Origin of the sequence: Chroococcidiopsis sp. CCALA 051 (genome assembly GCF_003015105.1) — a bacterium.
Lineage (GTDB): Bacteria > Cyanobacteriota > Cyanobacteriia > Cyanobacteriales > Chroococcidiopsidaceae > Chroococcidiopsis > Chroococcidiopsis thermalis.
The window spans coordinates 1-16927 of sequence record NZ_PYCI01000141.1 but is presented as its reverse complement, the minus strand read 5'-3'; the positions used below and the strand labels follow the sequence as shown (position 1 = coordinate 16927).

Sequence of the window (16927 nt, the reverse complement as noted above, 5' to 3'; positions counted from 1 at the left end):
GGGGAGACAAGGGGGACAAGGGAGAATAATAACCAACTACCAACTACCAACTACCAACTACCCATTACCCATTACCAACTACCATTGAACCTATTTCCCCACCGATAATTCAACAGCTGATAGATTATAAACAAATATAAACATTTCTCAGATAGGACAATATTCATGCGTCTAATCCTCATGACTGGTAAAGGAGGAGTTGGGAAAACCTCTGTGGCGGCGGCTACCGGACTGCGCTGCGCCGAACTCGGCTATCGCACGCTGGTTCTCAGCACTGACCCCGCACACTCCCTAGCAGATAGCTTTGACTTAGAATTAGGACACGAACCTCGCCTAGTACGCCAAAATCTCTGGGGTGCAGAATTAGACGCGCTGCTGGAATTAGAAGGAAACTGGGGTGCAGTCAAACGCTATATCACCCAAGTCTTGCAAGCAAGAGGATTAGATGGAGTCCAAGCTGAAGAATTAGCTATTCTACCAGGCATGGATGAAATTTTCGGTCTAGTGCGAATGAAGCGCCACTACGATGAAGGCGAATACGATGTCTTAATTATCGATTCTGCGCCTACGGGTACGGCTTTAAGGTTGCTTAGCTTACCTGAAGTCAGTGGATGGTATATGCGCCGCTTTTACAAGCCATTACAAAAAATGTCTGTAGCGCTTAGACCTTTGGTAGAGCCTTTATTTAAACCTATTGCAGGTTTTTCGCTTCCAGATAAAGAAGTGATGGACGCTCCCTATGAATTTTACGAGCAAATTGAGGCATTGGAAAAAGTTTTAACTGACAACACGAAAACTTCCGTGCGCCTAGTCACTAATCCTGAAAAAATGGTGATTAAAGAATCTCTTCGCGCTCATGCCTATCTCAGTTTATATAATGTTTCTACAGATTTAGTCGTTGCCAACCGAATCATTCCCGAACAAGTAACCGATCCTTTCTTTCAAAAGTGGAAAGAAAATCAACAGCAATATCGTCAGGAAATTCACGAAAACTTTCGTCCTTTACCCGTGAAGGAAGTGCCACTATATTCCGAGGAAATGTGTGGTTTAGCAGCTTTAGAAAGACTGAAAGAAACATTATATCAAGAAGAAGATCCCGCTCAAGTTTATTATAAAGAAACTACGCTCAAAGTCGTACAAGAGCAAAATCAATACAGTCTAGAACTGTATTTGCCGGGAATTCCCAAAGATAAAATTCAGTTGAGCAAAACAGGGGATGAATTGAATATTACTATTGGCAACCATCGCCGTAATTTGGTTTTACCGCAAGCTTTAGCTGCATTACAACCATCTGGAGCCAAGATGGACGAGGATTATCTCAAAATTCGTTTTGCCGATATTGCTAAGGTTTAGTACATTTCATTAACGTAGGGGCGCACAGCTGTGCGCCCCTACTAATTTCTGATCTGTACGGGCATAATCAAATAAGTCATCTGCAACCCACCAATGGGAGTCAAAACCACTGGAGTGACTGCCGTATTGAGATGCATTTCGATTTCCCCTGAAGGTAATGCTTTGACTCCATCCATCAAATAAGCAATATTAAAAGCAATATCAAGATTGCCCCCACCAGAAATTTCAGCAGGTAGAAATTCTTTTCCGCTACCTACATCTTGCGCATCAACTGATAAGGCTAATTCTTGTTTGTCAGTATCAATATGAAACTTGACAATATTATTTTTCTGGTCGGCAATAATCGCAATTCGTTCTAATGCACCCAGTAATTGTTTGCGATCGATCGCAATTTGTCTCTCGAATTGACGTGGAATTAACTGACGATAGGCGGGATACTGACCTTCTAAGGTGCGACACGTCAGTCGCTGCTCCGACCATTCAAACACGATTTGACCGCGATCGCAATTTAAGGCAATTGGTTCGCTGGCTTGTAGCTTACCCAGCATCCGTTCCAGTTCTCGAAACGCTTTAGCAGGTACGGTAACTTCAAGCTGTCTTGTCTCTTCTCCATCTGAAGTGTCATTGGCAGTTTGCACGACTGCCAAGCGATGACCGTCTGTTGCTGCAAATTCTAGCGTGTCTTGTTGGACGGTTAAATGCAGTCCCTTCAAAATCTGCTTGCTTTCATCAGCACTCGTCGCAAATAACGAACCCTTCAACCCCTCCATCAAAGCATCTGCTGGTAAATGCACGAATTCACCCTTCTCCAAAACGGGTAATTCTGGAAATTCTTCCACACCCATACCGCGAATTTGGTAGCGTCCATGCTGAGAGGCGATCGCCGCAATAAATGGGACTTCTCCTTCCTCTTCTTCCAGCGTAATTTCTCCTTCTGGAAGCCTTGCCACAATATCATTTAACAACTTAGCAGGCAAAGTCATCGCACCGCTTGATATCACTGTAGCAGCAAACGTGGTGCGGATTCCCAGTTCGAGATCGAAAGCTGTCAAGCTTACCTGCTGCGTATCTGCGTCGGCTTGCAGCAATACGTTAGCCAAAACCGGATGAGTCGGACGCGAGGGGACGGCGCGACTGACAAGAGAAAGGTTTGTACTAAGGTCGTTTTGAGTACAGACGAGTTTCATGGACGGCTAACAGATGGCACTGGGCTAGGACAGATTTGCTCCAGAATAGACATAGTATCACTCTTGTCAAGGTTGTTGTAAGGATGAACCGATAAACTTCTGTGCGAATAGATCCGACTTAAAGATATATTTTTTTTATTAGTAGTAGTAGGTGCTGTGGAAACTGTGAAAAAAAATGGCTCTTGCTGTTTCTGTGGCGATCCTAGAGATTAAAACTTGTGGAAAACTTGTGGAAAAAAGCCTTAAGTTTTCCACAGGGTATTTATACTTACTGTAAATTTTCCACGTAAAATCAATAGTTTTCCACAAATTGTCCCCGGGTTTTCCACAGAAAACCCGAAGTTTTCCACAGGCAGAACTGAATCTTAATTTTTATTTATACTCGCTTTAAGCTTGAGTTGTAGAGAGCGATCGCGATCGCCAACTCAATTAGCTAAAGCTCCAACAAGCCTAAGTCGACTTACTGGCTGTAAACTTAGTACTTTTAATTTTACTATGCTTGATGATAATATATTAGGCTTTCCAAATTCATCTGTTCTATTTGAATTTAGTTCAAATCGTACTGGGATTAGAGCTGTAAAATCGTCTATAGTGAAATATCTCACCTCTGTTTAAGTTTGCCCGTGCAAAGCTTCCTACCGATCGCCTACTTTCAAAATCAGTTTGTTCCGTTTGGCGAGGCTAAGATCTCCATTGCTACCCATGCCTTACACTACGGAACGGGAGCCTTAGGTGGTTTACGCGGAATTCCCCACCCACAGGATTCCCAGCAAATTTTGCTGTTTCGGCTCGATCGCCATTGCCAGAGATTGAGTAACAGCGCAAGATTTCTCCACTACGATTTACCAGCAGACAAAATTCAAAGCGTCATTGTTGAATTTGTCAAACGCAATCAGCCCACAGCATCTTTCTACATTCGTCCTTTTGTTTACACCTCTGGCTTAGGAATCGCACCGCGATTGCATTCGATCGAAAAGGATCTTTTTGTTTACGGATTAGAGTTGCAAGACTATTTATCTGCTGAAGGTGTTAGCTGTCGTATCAGCTCTTGGTATCGACAAGAAGATCGCAGTATGCCACTACGGGGTAAAATAAGTGCTGCTTACATCACTTCTGCTTTAGCAAAAACAGAAGCAGCTGAATCGGGTTTTGATGAGGCAATTTTATTGAATTCTCAAGGCAAAGTGAGCGAAGCTTCGGGAATGAATATATTCATTGTCAGAAACGAAAGACTGATTACTCCAGGTTTCGACCAAGATATTTTAGAAGGAATTACTAGAGATAGTGTTATTAAAATCGCCAGTGACTTAGGAATTGAAACAATAGAAAGACCAGTTGATCGAACCGAACTTTTAATTGCCGATGAAGTGTTCCTATGCGGTACAGCAGCTAAAATTGTTCCAGTAAAAAAATTAGAAAATTATCAATTATCGCGGCAAAATACAATTACACGAAAGCTGCAAGAAAAACTGATTGCTATTACCGAAGGTAGAGAACCAAAATATCAAGATTGGGTATATTCGATCGCAATTAGTTAAATAAAGAGTAGTAAGATCGTGAGTTTAACAGAAGATATTCTGACTCAACTACCAGGCGATGTTTTGAGTGGCTTACGACAAGCAGATCGCTTGCTCGCGTCGATGAGAACGGATACGACAGCCGTACCGACAGTCGTAACTCAAAGCGAAACTCTTTTGGAAACCGTTGACTGGGATGTCGTGATTTGCGGTGGTACGCTAGGAATTTTAATTGGCAGCGCTTTGGTACTGCGGGGATGGCGAGTCGCTTTGCTCGAACGCGGAATTTTAAGAGGTAGACAGCAAGAGTGGAATATTTCGCGGCAAGAATTGTCAGTTTTTTTGCGGCTGAATTTATTAACTGAAGCGGAATTAGAACAAGCGATCGCTACTGAGTATAACCCCGCCCGCGTTAGCTTTCATAATAGTGGCGAAAATTGGGGCGGCGAAATCTGGGTTAAAGACGTACTCAATCTGGGTGTAGATCCAATTTGTTTGCTAGAAACCTTAAAGCAAAAATTTCTAGCAGCAGGTGGTGTGTTATTAGAAAATACTCCCTTTGTGAGTGCGATCGTTCATCCTAATGGCGTGCTTGTGGAAACGGGAGCAGGGAGCGCTTCGGTGCAGGGAGCAGGAGAGAAGAAAGCTGAGGAGCAATTACCAATTACCAATTACCAATTACCAATTACCAACAACCAATTACCAATTACAACTCGCCTCCTCATCGATGCAATGGGGCATTTGTCTCCGATGACACAACAAGCACGTCAGGGACAAAAACCCGATAGTATTTGTTTGGTTGTTGGTAGTTGCGCTCAAGGGTTTTCTCAGAACCAAACTGGCGATTTGATTGCCACTTTCACGCCGATTCAAAATCGCTGTCAGTATTTCTGGGAGGCTTTTCCTGCTAGAGATGGTAGAACGACGTATTTATTTACCTACATGGATGCTAGTCCAGACCATTTGGGTTTAGAAGCGTTATTTGAAGAGTATTTGCGATTGCTACCACAGTATCAGGCTGTAGATTTAGATAAGCTGCATTTTCAACGAGCCTTATTTGGCTTTTTTCCTGCCTATCGCCAAAGTCCTTTACACACTCCTTGGAATCGGATTCTACCAGTGGGAGATAGTAGTGGCAATCAGTCACCATTAAGCTTTGGCGGTTTTGGAGCAATGGTACGCCATTTAGAACGTCTAACGCTAGGCATTCATGCAGCACTTTCTAGCGAGCAGTTATCTGCATCGTCACTGTCGTTACTAGCCCCCTATCAACCAAATCTCAGCGTTACGTGGTTGTTTCAAAAAGCGATGAGGGCTGATGTTAGGGAAACTATTCCGCCCGATCGCATTAATCGGTTGCTAGCAGTTGTATTTCTCACCATGCAACAGTTAGGCGATCGCGTCCTCAGACCGTTTCTCCAAGACGTAGTACAGTTTTTGCCCCTGACACAAACTTTGTTCAAAACTGCGATCGCTCATCCTTTGTTAATCGCCCAAATTATCCCTCACGTTGGTTTGGGGGCTTTACTAAATTGGACGATCCATTACACTAACCTTGGACTCTATTCAGTTTTCAACAAATTCAGTCCAATTATCCAACCTTGGTTAAAAAATCTACCCACACCACAACAGTACCAATACCACCGCTGGATTGACGCTTGGCGCTACGGATCTGGCGAAGATTAGCGTGTTGTCGATTGTTAATAGTTAATCAGATCGATCGCCAATATTAACAATTAACCATTAGCCATTAGCCATTAACATAATCAGGCATTTGCCACAAACGTAGAACTGGTTCGATCGCTTCTCCAATGCGATCGGCAACGTAGCGTACTGTTTGTGCTTCTTTGTTGGTGAAGTGTCGCGGATGCAAGCTACCAATGTGAAATACACCAACGACTCGATTGCTAGCAAATAGAGGAACGCCTAGCATAGAATGCAGTCCCTTTTGTCGCAGTACGGGACTGTAGACTTCTATGGTCGATAGATCGTCAACAATTGTTAACTCCGGTTGAGCTGCAATTTTACCCGCAAATCCCTGTCCGATGGGAATTCTGACTCCAGTTTCAATTTCTTCTTCCAAACCCAAAGTTGCATGAACTGCTAGCTGTTCTCCGTTTTCTGTTTGTAATAAGACTGCGACAGTATCAACTTCTAGGATGTGGCGAATGCATTCCAAGGTTGCTTGGAGTAAATTTTCTAGTGGTCTATGGGCAAGTTCGTTTTTGCTTGCAGCGCGATCGCGGGATGGATTTGTTGAAACGCGATCGCCCTGAGCGACCGGGTTGTATTCGTGTTGGTGAGTCACTTTTTCTTGAATTTGCAGGCGGTTGGCAATTGCTTTAGCTGGTACGCCCACGGCAACCGAGTAAGGGGGGGGATCTTTGGTTACAACCGCGCCAGCACCGATGACGCTACCCTTGCCGATTGTGACCCCATCTAAAACTTTCACGCCATAACCCAACCAGCAATCGTCGCCAATTTCAATTCCCTTTTTCGTCACTCCTTGATCGCGAATCCTCTGTAAGGGGTCTGCAAAAATATGATTGTTAGCCACTATGCCACTGTGAGCAGCAATCATGCAGTCCTTGCCAATTCTGACATTCCCTGGACCAGCGATACAGGAGTAGGGACCGACGAACGTGCCATCACCAATTTCAATCGTGCAGTTATCTCCCGCACAAGTAATATCAGCACCTCGATCTATAGCAACGCGATCGCCTAGCAAAATTTGACAATTATCATTCCAAGCGTTCAGCTTGACGTTGCCAAATAAATAAACCTCGTCGCCAAGCTCGATCTTTTCAGCACTGAGAAACTCTACTCCCTCTTGAATAAAAACTTTTTTACCCATGTGCCGCAAGATCAGAGGGTAGAATTTTCGGCGTGCAGCCGTACCCATAGCGAGCTTAGGCAAGGAGCCTACTGTAGTGGTAATTATTAGCTCTCTTAAGCGTATCAACTTCCTTCGGGAACTTTGTTGATTCATCGAGAAACTCCAAATCGACCTAGATTTTAGAAATAAAATGTTAAATACATTGATATCGGTTAGTTAATTTATGGTATAATTAACAACCTTATGCTTTTTGCTTTACTTTTACTTTGGATTCCTGAAAAACCCGACTTTCTCTAATCGAACTATTAAGGTTCTATATATTAGCTAATTTGTCTATTGATTTTATATTGGTAACAATTATACATATTACTGTTATTCTATATTTTTTTTATTTTAGCAAGACTTTTAAAAGCTGCTAAACTGCTTGCTCCTGATTCCTCTTACCTTTTTAGATACTGGCGATCGCGGCAACTGAGCGAGAGTCAGATATGTATCAAGCTAACTATGACTTTAGGAATACATTAATACTTACAACTGCGTCTTTTCTAATTCGCGATTAGGGTATTAATACTTATTGTTTCTTAATATTAGGTTTACCATTCTTATTTTACATATAACTTGAGAAAAACAACATTCACGAATGAGTGCAGCCATAGCTTAGATAATAATACTTATAGAATAATCTCTATAAATTTGTTAAACACTATTCCTTCAGAAAGGTTTCTATGAAATAAATATCTGATGTTTGAAAGAAGAAATGAAAGTAATAGCGTGAAAGACAACAGAGAGTGTCAAAACTATTTTTAATCATCGCAAGTTATTTTGGTTGCCGAGCACCGATTGCTGATACCTGAGAAGGGCGAATTTCGAGCGAAGATGTATTGCTCAGGCTGTCAATCTATTCGCCAAACCCACCCCTACGGTCACTGTTCCCTGCTCCCGGCTCCCTGCTCTCTGCTCCCTGCTTCCTGCTCTTTGTAGTAAAGTTTATACCAGTCAACAAAGCGTTGAATTCCTTCTGATAAAGGTGTAGTAGGTTTGAATCCTACATCGTGAATTAAATCGTCTACATCGGCGTAAGTACAAGGAACGTCACCGGGTTGCATCGGTAACATTTGCGTGCGAGCTGTTTTTCCCAAAGCGGTCTCAATTGTCTGAATAAACTCATTCAGTTCTACCGGACTATTATTACCAATGTTGTAAATTTTATATGGAGCTTGGTTTTCAGGTATTGCACTACTGCCGTTTGGTTGAGAACACATTTGAGGTGGACGCAGCATAACTCGCATTACGCCTTCTACAACATCATCAATATAGGTGAAGTCGCGCTTCATCTTGCCATAGTTGTAGACTTCAATTGGCTTGCCTGCTTCAATCGCCTGGACAAATTTAAAATAAGCCATATCCGGTCTTCCCCAAGGACCGTAAACGGTAAAAAAACGCAATCCGGTAGTCGGTAAATTGTAGAGATGGCTGTAGACGTGGGCGATCAGTTCGTTGGCTTTTTTGGTAGCAGCGTAGAGAGACACGGGGCGATCGACGCGATCGCTAACTGAGAAAGGTATTTTGGTATTTGCACCGTAAACAGAACTGGAAGACGCAAAGACTAAGTGTTTGACCTGACTGTGACGACAGCCTTCCAGCAGGTTAACAAACCCGGAAAGATTACTATCAGAGTAGGCAAAGGGATTTTGTAGAGAATAACGAACCCCTGCTTGGGCTGCTAAATTGACGACATAATCGAATTTATTGTATTGAAACAATTCTAAAAGGCGATCGCGTTCTGCTAAGTCCAATTTTTGAAATGCAAACCCCAGATGTGGCTGAAGTTGCGCTAAGCGGTCGTGCTTGAGTTTGACATCGTAGTAGTTGTTGAGGTTGTCTATGCCATAGACTCCTATCCCCTCTTGAAGCAACCGTTGGGCTAAATGATAACCGATAAATCCGGCAACTCCAGTCACTAATACGTGCATGTTTTCATATCCTTCGCTAGCATTGTGGACGAGATTTCAGGCGATCGCTCGCACTAAACAAATGGTAGTTGAACCGTTCGGTTTGGGGTTGGAGTCAGACCATTTCTCATCATAGAGGAGCGATCGCCACTCACAGATCGGCTTTGACTCATCTGTTTCGTAGACGCATTAATTCTTTACAAGTGCCTGCTTTACCTGTAGTGAGTCTTGTTAGTTTACTCCTTAGAGATTCTGGAATATTCCTTCTTGTTTATACGTTTGTCAAGCCCCTTATGGAGGGATTTTAGCGTTCTGAGGTGATAATCTGAAAAAAAGTCATGTTTAGCAGTTATTATGTAAACTAATGTCAAATATTAAGAACTATTAATTTTTTTCTAAAACTATCATAAATTTCGATCGATGCAAGAAAAACGCAGCGAGAGTAGAGCCTCTCCCAAGGTTAAATCAAATTTCTCGGCTGCCAGAGGGTTCTTTTGGGCAGCACGTACCCGTATTCTCTTATGGTATCTGCTGACAATTGGTTTCATTTTTGTAGTTTCCATCCCTGCGTTTCGCCAGGTGCTTTACGAGCGCGTCAACCAGCGTGTCAATCGGGAACTGACGGAGAAGATGGAAATATTTACTCAATTAATTGATGCAGAAACCAAAGCAAGCGATCGCGAAGATGAAGAAGTGACGGCTGCTGTCAATTTGCTCAAACAAGCAGACATACGTTTGACAAAACCTCCAGCGACAGAGGATGAGTTAGAAGAATTTTTCGATGCTTTTCTCGGTCGCCAGCTACCGGAGGACGACACCTTCTTGATCGCGATCGTGGATGGAGAATTTCGTAAATCTAGTCCGAGAGCTAGACCCAAAGTACTTGCTCCCGATTCTAAGTTAATTCAACACTGGGGAAAACTGACTCAACCAGAGCAAGGTGAGAAGGAATTTCCTACAAAACCAAATATTGATAGCGTTCTTTACACAGCTAAACCTGTTTGGCTTGACGGCAAAATTGCAGGTGTGTTTGTGGTTGCTCATACTACCGCTGGCGAACGAGCTGAAGTTTTAGAAGCCGTGTTAGCAATCGTTCAAGTCAGTGCTGTGGTGCTAATTCTGGCTTTGCTAATAGCTTGGGTTGCTTCTCGGGGGGTTTTGGCTCCTCTGCGCCTCATACTCCAAACAACTCGTAAAATCAGCGAGTCCGATCTCAATCAACGCATTTCTGTAGAAGGAAAGGGAGAACTGGCGGAGTTAGCAACTACCTTTAATGAAATGATGGATAGATTGCAAGCCGCTTTTACTAGCCAGCAAGAGTTTATTAACGATGCGGGACACGAACTACGAACGCCAATCGCGATCGTGCGCGGACATTTAGAATTAATGGGCGACAACCCCGAAGAAATAGGGGAAACTCGGGCGCTAGTGCTAGATGAGTTAGATCGCATGAGTCGATTTGTCAATGACATGATTTTACTAACAAAAGCAGAACGCCCGGACTTTTTACGCTGGGAAACTGTCGAGCTTCAATCTTTTACAGAGGAATTATTTGCTAAAGCACAAGCACTAGCCCAGCGTAACTGGCAATTCGACAGTACAGCTCAAGGTCAAACGATCGCCGATCGCCAGCGTTTGACTCAGGCAGTGATGAACTTAATTCAAAATGCCATTCAGCACACAAAAGAGAATGACATAATTGGTATTGGCTCGGCAATTAGTAAAAGTAGAATTAGTTTTTGGGTGCGTGACACGGGAGAAGGGATCGCACTTGTAGATCAAAAAAGGATATTTGAACGCTTTGCTCGTGCTGCTAACAGTCGCCGCCGATCTGAAGGCGCTGGGTTGGGATTATCAATCGTCCAAGCAATTGTAGAGGCACATGGTGGACGAATCTTACTCAAAAGTGATATTGGTGCTGGTGCTAGATTTACGATTGTCATACCTCTGAAGCGATCGCCAGAGAAAAAAGGTCATGCCGAACGAGTTGGTTGACGATTAAATCAAAGTAGCAAGGCGATCGGCAAGTTCAGAGATGAAAAGTTTCTCATTTCAATTTCATCACAATCTCATCTTTAACTGTCAAAATAATTGGCAAGAGAATAATTGCTGAAATGATTGAGAGTTTGCTGGGTTGTTCTATTACTTTTTCTAAAAGATAGGATTAAGCAAACAGAAGACAGATAAATAAAATATTTATAAATAAAAGATTTATCTTTTATGACGTTTATTTTTAGTCTGTTATTATCCGTATAGATAGTTCTGTCATCATATAACAATGAGGCGCTTAGGTTGTGGCAGTAGGGCGATCGCTAGCTAAGATTTGCAAGGATTTCTACGCAAGATTAGCGAAATCGTTCTCTTCAGCATTTACTTTATTCATTGACCACCTTGAAATAGGTACACCACAAGGTTATGAGCCAAATTTTGATTGTGGAAGACGAAGCTCGTCTAGCTGCTTTTGTTGAGAAAGGACTGGGCAAAAGTGGTTTCGATACTCTAGTAGCAACTGATGGAGAACAGGCGATTGAATTGGCTCAAACTAGTCAACCCGATCTATTGTTACTCGACCTTGGTTTACCAATTAAAAATGGTTGGCAGGTCATGCAAGAATTACGTAGCAAGGGAGAAGTGCTACCAATTGTCATTATGACTGCTCGTGACGATAATCAATGTAAGGCAGCTGCTTTGCAAGCTGGTGCAAATGATTACATTACTAAGCCTTTCCTCTTCAAAGACTTATTAGGATGTATACAGGCACAGTTGGAAATCGCTTGCAAACCAACAATACTCAAATAACATTTTTAGCATTTGTAGGGGCGCACAGATTTGCACCCCTTGCACTACATGAGATCCCCCCAAACCACCTTGATAAGGGAGGTTGGGGGGATCGCCTATTGCATAGTTTTGAAAAAATGGTAGCAGTATGCATTACGCCAAAGGCTAACATACCCTACTGAGATGTTTTCTTAATGGCTTTGTAGAGATGAGTTGCCTCTATACAATTATGTATGCAAACGAATGATAGCAATTCTCGATTGCGTGCGTGACATTTGTAGGGGCGCACAGAGAAAGCGCCCCTACAGATCGTGTGTTTTACCCAATCGAAAACCGCTATGAGGTGGAGTGAAAGAGAGACTTATGGCGAAAATGAGAGATTTCTCATGAGAAATCTCTCATTAAACATTCATTGTCAATTCATCACTGACTGCAAAGATATATGTAGATGGAAGACAAATCATTAGTGGCGAACTGCGATCGCCAGTCAATTTTTCACAACCAACCACACAAAAAGGATATCAGTCATGCGACTGCTGGTTTATTCCCACGACGCATTTGGACTTGGCAATATTCGCAGAATGTTAGCAATTTGCGAACACCTATTAAGCGAAATTCCCGATCTTTCAATTTTATTACTTTCTGGTTCGCCCATGCTTCAGGGCTTTCGATTACCAAAAGGACTTGATTATATTAAGTTACCTTGTCTAAATCGCGGTGAAACTGGTGAAATTGCTGTCAAATATTTAGGAATGGGTGTGGAAGAGATAGTTAAGCTGCGATCGGAATTGATCTTGTCAGCAACAATTATTTTTCAACCAGACATCTTTTTAGTAGATAAGAAACCTTATGGACTCAAAAATGAATTACGGGGTACGCTCAATTATCTAAAAACAACATTACCAGAGACTAAACTAGTACTGTTATTACGAGATATTCTTGACTGTTCTGAAAAAACAATTGCAGAGTGGCAAAAAAGCGATTTCTATACGGCAATAGACAAGTTTTACCATCAAGTACAAATAGTTGGAACGCCAGAAGTTTTTGACACGGTACGAGAATATAGATTTCCACCTAAAATTGTCGAGAAAGTACGCTACTGTGGCTATCTGCACCGTCAACCGGGACAAAAGAGTCGAACTTGCATTCGACAAGAATTAAAAGTTTCGCAGCGAGAACGCTTAATTCTAGTGACTCCTGGAGGTGGAGAGGATGGCTATGAGTTAGTAGATAATTATTTGTCAGCCTTAGCACTATTACCAGCAAAGTATCGCATTAAAAGTTTGGTAATTTGCGGTCCTGAAATGCCTAAAGCGCAAAAGCAACTCGTCGAACAAGCAGCAGAAAATAACTCTCAAGTTCGAGTTGGAGAATTTACAGATGATTTAATGAGCTATATAAATGCCGCAGATGTTGTGGTATCTATGGCTGGATACAATACTGTTTGTGAAATTTTATCGGCTAGAAAGCCATCTGTCATTATTCCGCGTAGTAAGCCGTCTCAAGAACAGTCAATTAGAGCCGAGAGAATGGCAAGCTTAGGGTTAATTAAGACACTCATACCTGGTAAGGGAGATTTTAGCTCCATCACTTTAATGAATCTACTTCTAAGTCAGTTAGAAGGACGAAAAAAGCCAGACTTTAACTTAGACATGAATGGTTTAGTTCGAGTGAAAGATTATTTACTTCAACTCATGTCTCAAAAAGTCTGCGAACATCAATTGAACCAAATTTATCAAAAATATACTTCTTTACCCACTTTAGCGAGCGATCGCTCAGCGGTCTAGATAGTTTTTATTGTAGGAATTCTGAGCTAGTTATGAAAAAAATTATGTTTTACTGTCAATATCTGAGTGGTATGGGACATTTAGTTCGTAGCTCAGAAATTGTGCAAAGCTTAGCAAAATATTTTCAAGTTTACTTTATTGTTGGTGGTCCTCAAATTCCAGGTTTTGAGCTACCAACACAAGTAGAAGTTATTCGATTACCTGCACTATGGCTGGAAGAGGGAAAATTCACAGTTGGGAGTAGTCCATTTACCGTTGAGGAAGTGAAAGCAGCTAGGAAAAATATCTTAATTGCAGAGTGCGATCGCATTCAACCTGATTGTTTGATTACAGAGTTTTTTCCTTTTGGTAGACACAAGCTACTCTTCGAGCTAATTCCTTTAGTCGAACATCTAAAAACAACAAGTCCTAAAACCAAAATTGTTTCTAGCTTGCGCGACGTTATCGGGAAAGAAAGCGATCCTGAAGAAGAGGAAACAATTTGCAATTTAATGAATCGATATTTCGATTTACTACTATTTCATGCCGATTCTCGCTTTCAAACTTTTTCGGATAGTTTTGCGAGACATCAAGAAATTCTTGCTGAAGTTATCCATACAGGATTTGTAACTCAACTGCCGAAATTTACTGCTACACCTTTTGAGAAATTATGGAGTGAAGTTAGTTTGGATACTGTCAAAATTGTAGCAAGTATAGGTGGTGGTAGAATCGGTTATGAAGTGCTAGAAGCGCTGATTAAATCGAGTGCGATATTGAGTCGAAAACTACCGCATGTTATGAAGATTTTTACTGGTTCGTTTATGCCAGTAGAGAAAGTAGCACAGTTAAGGAAATTGGCTAGCGATCGCGACAACATTCAAATTGAAACTTATACCCCGAAACTACTTGAATACATGCAGACCGCAGATATTTCTGTTAGTCTTGGCGGTTACAACACCACAATGAATATTCTGAGTACGGGTGTCCGTGCCATTATAGTTCCCATCGGTCACGAGCATGTGGATAAAGAACAATTACACAGAACGCAAAAGTTAGAACAATTGGGAATTGTTAACAGTATTCATCCTCAAGACTTGTCGCCTCTAGTTTTATCTGAAAAGATCGGCGATTGCTTATCTAAAAAAACATCAAACAATTCAAGGATTTTCGATCTTCAAGGAGCTGATAACACAGCCAACTTTCTAAAAATGTTTCTCAATTCTCAGACTGCTGCTTTGAGTCTTGTTTAATTTCCACTAGTTTAACCTACCTTCTGCTGCTCTACTTCCTTACACGCACCACGCACCAAGTACTACTAATTAAAGGAGAACTACTAAATGGGTCAGCGCCCCAAAGAAAAAGATTTAAAAGGAGTGATACCAGGTCTTCTGCGGATTTTGAGAAAATTTTCCCCCTATATCCGCAAACAAAGATTCACAATTGTTGGTGCTTTTTTCGCTTTATTAATAGAGACTGGTTTACGGCTACTAGAACCTTGGCCCTTAAAATATGTTTTCGATAATATTCTAATTCCCGCTCATAACAACTCTACTCATATTCCTAATAGCTTTGGACTCAATCCAGTCATGCTGCTGACTTTATCAGCACTAGCAATAGTTGGTATTACTGGACTGGGTAGTATGGCAGCATATTTGAGTACCTATGGTATGTCTTTAGCTGTTGTAGAAGTATTGTCTGAGGTACGCGGTCAAGTTTTCGATCGCTTGCAGCGTCTCTCCCTTTCCTTTCACCAACAACATAAAAGCGGCGACTTAATTACTCGCGTCACGGCTGATATTGAAAAGATGCGGTTGGTGACGATCAAAACTGCTTTACCTTTATTGACCAACATTATCTCTTTACTAGGAATGTTGGCAATTATGTATTGGCTGAACTGGGAATTAGCCTTAGTTGCAACAGCGATATTTCCATTCCTAACTCTGCTTACGAGTAAAACGATCGGTCGTATTCGTAGTTTCGCCAAACAACATCGCGATTCTGAAGGTGTTTTAGCAGCGACAACGGGTGAAACTATTGGCGCGATTAAAGTCGTACAAGTCCTTTCTTTACAGGAGATGCTACATAGCATTTTCGCAGCGCAAAACCAAAAAAGTTTAGATGAGGCGATCGAATCTTTAAAACTTTCAGCAGCGCTGGAAAGAACAGTGCAAGTTCTAATGGCAGTCATTATCGCCGCAGTTTTGTGGCGTGGTTCCCATGTGGTTTTGCATAAAGGGCTTACTCCTGGCGAATTATTAGTATTTATGACTTATTTAAAAAATGCTTTTGAACCAATGCGAAAACTTTCCACTCAAGTCGGGCAGATTGCTAAAGCGACAGCTTCTGGTGAAAGGGTGGTGGAGTTATTGGAATACGAACCCAACGTGCGCGACTTACCAGGGGCAGAAAAAGCACATCCTTTCTTTGGGGCAATCCGGTTTGAGAATGTCTCTTTTGGCTACAGTACAGGTAAGGAAATATTAAAAAATATTAGCTTTGCCGTTCAGCCAGGGCAACAAGTAGCTGTGGTGGGTCCTTCTGGAAGTGGTAAATCGACTCTTCTGAGTTTAATTCTCCGTTTGTATGACCCCGATTCCGGTCGGATTTTAATTGACAGTCAAGATTTACGCGAATACACCCTAGATTCGCTGCGGCAGCAAATTAGCGTAGTTTTGCAAGATAGCGTTTTGTTTGCAGTTAGCGTACAAGAAAATATTGCCTACGGGAAACTAGGATCTTCTCGCAAAGAAGTAGAACAAGCCGCCCGTCTTGCCAATGCTCATGAATTTATCATGCAACTGCCCCAGGGCTACGAAACAGTTTTGGGCGAACGGGGTGGGACGCTATCAGGCGGACAACGACAAAGAATTGCGATCGCCCGTGCGGCGATCCGTCAAGCACCAATTGTGATTCTAGACGAACCAACTACAGGTTTAGACAGTGCCAGCGAACAAATCGTCAACGCAGCCTTAGAAAAACTCACGGAGGGGCAGACGACATTTACAATCTCCCACAATCTCAGGGCAGTGCAACACGCAGATATCATTCTCTACGTTGAAGGGGGCAGCATTTTAGAACAGGGGACGCATAGCGAACTCATGCGTCTGGGCGGACATTATGCCACCTTGTACCAGATGCAAAGCATTATTGACAGCGAGCAAACAGGAGATACTTATGCGATCGAAGCATGAGGAAGATCGAGCAACCCGCGTTATCTTAGTACGCCACGGGCAGAGTACTTACAATGCTCTCGGTCTCTATCAAGGTAGCAGCGACGAGTCAGTATTAACTGAAGTAGGGCGCAGCGACGCGCGTTTAACTGGCGATTTTCTCAAAGGAGTGGTATTTGATGCCATCTACTCCAGTTCCTTAAAACGCGCGCAGGAAACCGCCCAAGAAATTTTGAGAGTTATATCCCCCCATATCCAATTAAGGGTGACGGACAAGTTACGCGAAACCGATCTTCCGGCGTGGCAAGGATTAGCTTTTCAATACGTGCGCGAAAACTTCGCCCAGGAACTGTCTCTTATACACATCT

Annotated in this window: 12 protein-coding genes; 9 read left to right on the top strand and 3 right to left on the bottom strand. The window is 42.3% G+C overall.

The genetic code is table 11. From position 1 onward, the window contains the following. Nucleotides 1-165: 165 nt before the first annotated feature. Nucleotides 166-1353: a TRC40/GET3/ArsA family transport-energizing ATPase gene (locus tag C7Y66_RS25300; RefSeq protein ID WP_015152200.1), complete on the top strand. Its 1188-nt coding sequence runs from the start codon at nucleotides 166-168 to the stop codon at nucleotides 1351-1353. A 41-nt stretch (nucleotides 1354-1394) separates the two neighbouring features. Here C7Y66_RS25300 and dnaN read toward each other — a convergent pair whose 3' ends face one another. Further along, nucleotides 1395-2540, bottom strand: a complete 1146-nt coding sequence (gene dnaN, locus C7Y66_RS25295) for a DNA polymerase III subunit beta (RefSeq protein WP_106166171.1) — start codon at nucleotides 2538-2540, stop codon at nucleotides 1395-1397. A 623-nt stretch (nucleotides 2541-3163) separates the two neighbouring features. Here dnaN and C7Y66_RS25290 point away from each other — a divergent pair. Then, nucleotides 3164-4078 (top strand): branched-chain amino acid transaminase, encoded by a 915-nt coding sequence (locus C7Y66_RS25290; protein ID WP_106547703.1) that lies wholly within the window; start codon nucleotides 3164-3166, stop codon nucleotides 4076-4078. 18 nt (nucleotides 4079-4096) lie between these two features. Beyond that, a complete protein-coding gene (locus tag C7Y66_RS25285) occupies nucleotides 4097-5743 on the top strand; it encodes an FAD-dependent oxidoreductase (RefSeq protein WP_106547702.1) in 1647 nt (548 codons plus the stop codon). A gap of 64 nt (nucleotides 5744-5807) precedes the next feature. On the opposite strand, the gene C7Y66_RS33275 is transcribed toward C7Y66_RS25285, so the two are convergent. Further along, nucleotides 5808-6974, bottom strand: a complete 1167-nt coding sequence (locus C7Y66_RS33275) for a GAF domain-containing protein (RefSeq protein ID WP_199197630.1) — start codon at nucleotides 6972-6974, stop codon at nucleotides 5808-5810. A gap of 842 nt (nucleotides 6975-7816) precedes the next feature. Beyond that, nucleotides 7817-8866 carry an NAD-dependent epimerase gene (locus C7Y66_RS25275; RefSeq protein ID WP_106547701.1) on the bottom strand — a complete coding sequence of 350 codons (1050 nt, stop codon included), beginning with the start codon at nucleotides 8864-8866 and terminating at the stop codon, nucleotides 7817-7819. A gap of 399 nt (nucleotides 8867-9265) precedes the next feature. Between C7Y66_RS25275 and C7Y66_RS25270 the strand changes: the two genes are divergently transcribed. From C7Y66_RS25270 to C7Y66_RS25245, 6 genes are all read left to right on the top strand, one after another. Continuing rightward, nucleotides 9266-10840, top strand: coding sequence for a cell wall metabolism sensor histidine kinase WalK (locus C7Y66_RS25270; protein WP_106547700.1), 1575 nt, complete (start codon nucleotides 9266-9268; stop codon nucleotides 10838-10840). A gap of 420 nt (nucleotides 10841-11260) precedes the next feature. Then, the gene (locus C7Y66_RS25265; RefSeq protein ID WP_106547699.1) at nucleotides 11261-11644 is read left to right on the top strand and encodes a response regulator transcription factor; all 384 of its coding nucleotides are present in this window, start codon (nucleotides 11261-11263) and stop codon (nucleotides 11642-11644) included. Between the two features lie 506 nt (nucleotides 11645-12150). Further along, entirely contained in the window at nucleotides 12151-13410 is a 1260-nt protein-coding gene (locus tag C7Y66_RS25260) for a glycosyltransferase family protein (RefSeq protein WP_106547698.1), read from the top strand. A gap of 32 nt (nucleotides 13411-13442) precedes the next feature. Further along, on the top strand, nucleotides 13443-14639 hold the full coding sequence (locus C7Y66_RS25255; RefSeq protein ID WP_106547697.1) for a glycosyltransferase family protein: 1197 nt from the start codon (nucleotides 13443-13445) through the stop codon (nucleotides 14637-14639). Between the two features lie 87 nt (nucleotides 14640-14726). After that, nucleotides 14727-16580 carry an ABC transporter ATP-binding protein gene (locus tag C7Y66_RS25250; RefSeq protein ID WP_106547696.1) on the top strand — a complete coding sequence of 618 codons (1854 nt, stop codon included), beginning with the start codon at nucleotides 14727-14729 and terminating at the stop codon, nucleotides 16578-16580. Further along, on the top strand, nucleotides 16564-16927 hold a 364-nt coding region (locus C7Y66_RS25245), incomplete at its 3' end, for a histidine phosphatase family protein (protein WP_146149875.1). The genes C7Y66_RS25250 and C7Y66_RS25245, both read left to right, overlap by 17 nt.

Coding starts and splice junctions, on each gene's coding strand:
- C7Y66_RS25300 (WP_015152200.1), top strand. CDS start 166: ATGCGTCTAATCCTCATGACTGGTAAAGGAGGAGTTGGGAAAACCTCT.
- dnaN (WP_106166171.1), bottom strand. CDS start 2,540: ATGAAACTCGTCTGTACTCAAAACGACCTTAGTACAAACCTTTCTCTT.
- C7Y66_RS25275 (WP_106547701.1), bottom strand. CDS start 8,866: ATGCACGTATTAGTGACTGGAGTTGCCGGATTTATCGGTTATCATTTA.
- C7Y66_RS25270 (WP_106547700.1), top strand. CDS start 9,266: ATGCAAGAAAAACGCAGCGAGAGTAGAGCCTCTCCCAAGGTTAAATCA.
- C7Y66_RS25265 (WP_106547699.1), top strand. CDS start 11,261: ATGAGCCAAATTTTGATTGTGGAAGACGAAGCTCGTCTAGCTGCTTTT.
- C7Y66_RS25260 (WP_106547698.1), top strand. CDS start 12,151: ATGCGACTGCTGGTTTATTCCCACGACGCATTTGGACTTGGCAATATT.
- C7Y66_RS25255 (WP_106547697.1), top strand. CDS start 13,443: ATGAAAAAAATTATGTTTTACTGTCAATATCTGAGTGGTATGGGACAT.
- C7Y66_RS25250 (WP_106547696.1), top strand. CDS start 14,727: ATGGGTCAGCGCCCCAAAGAAAAAGATTTAAAAGGAGTGATACCAGGT.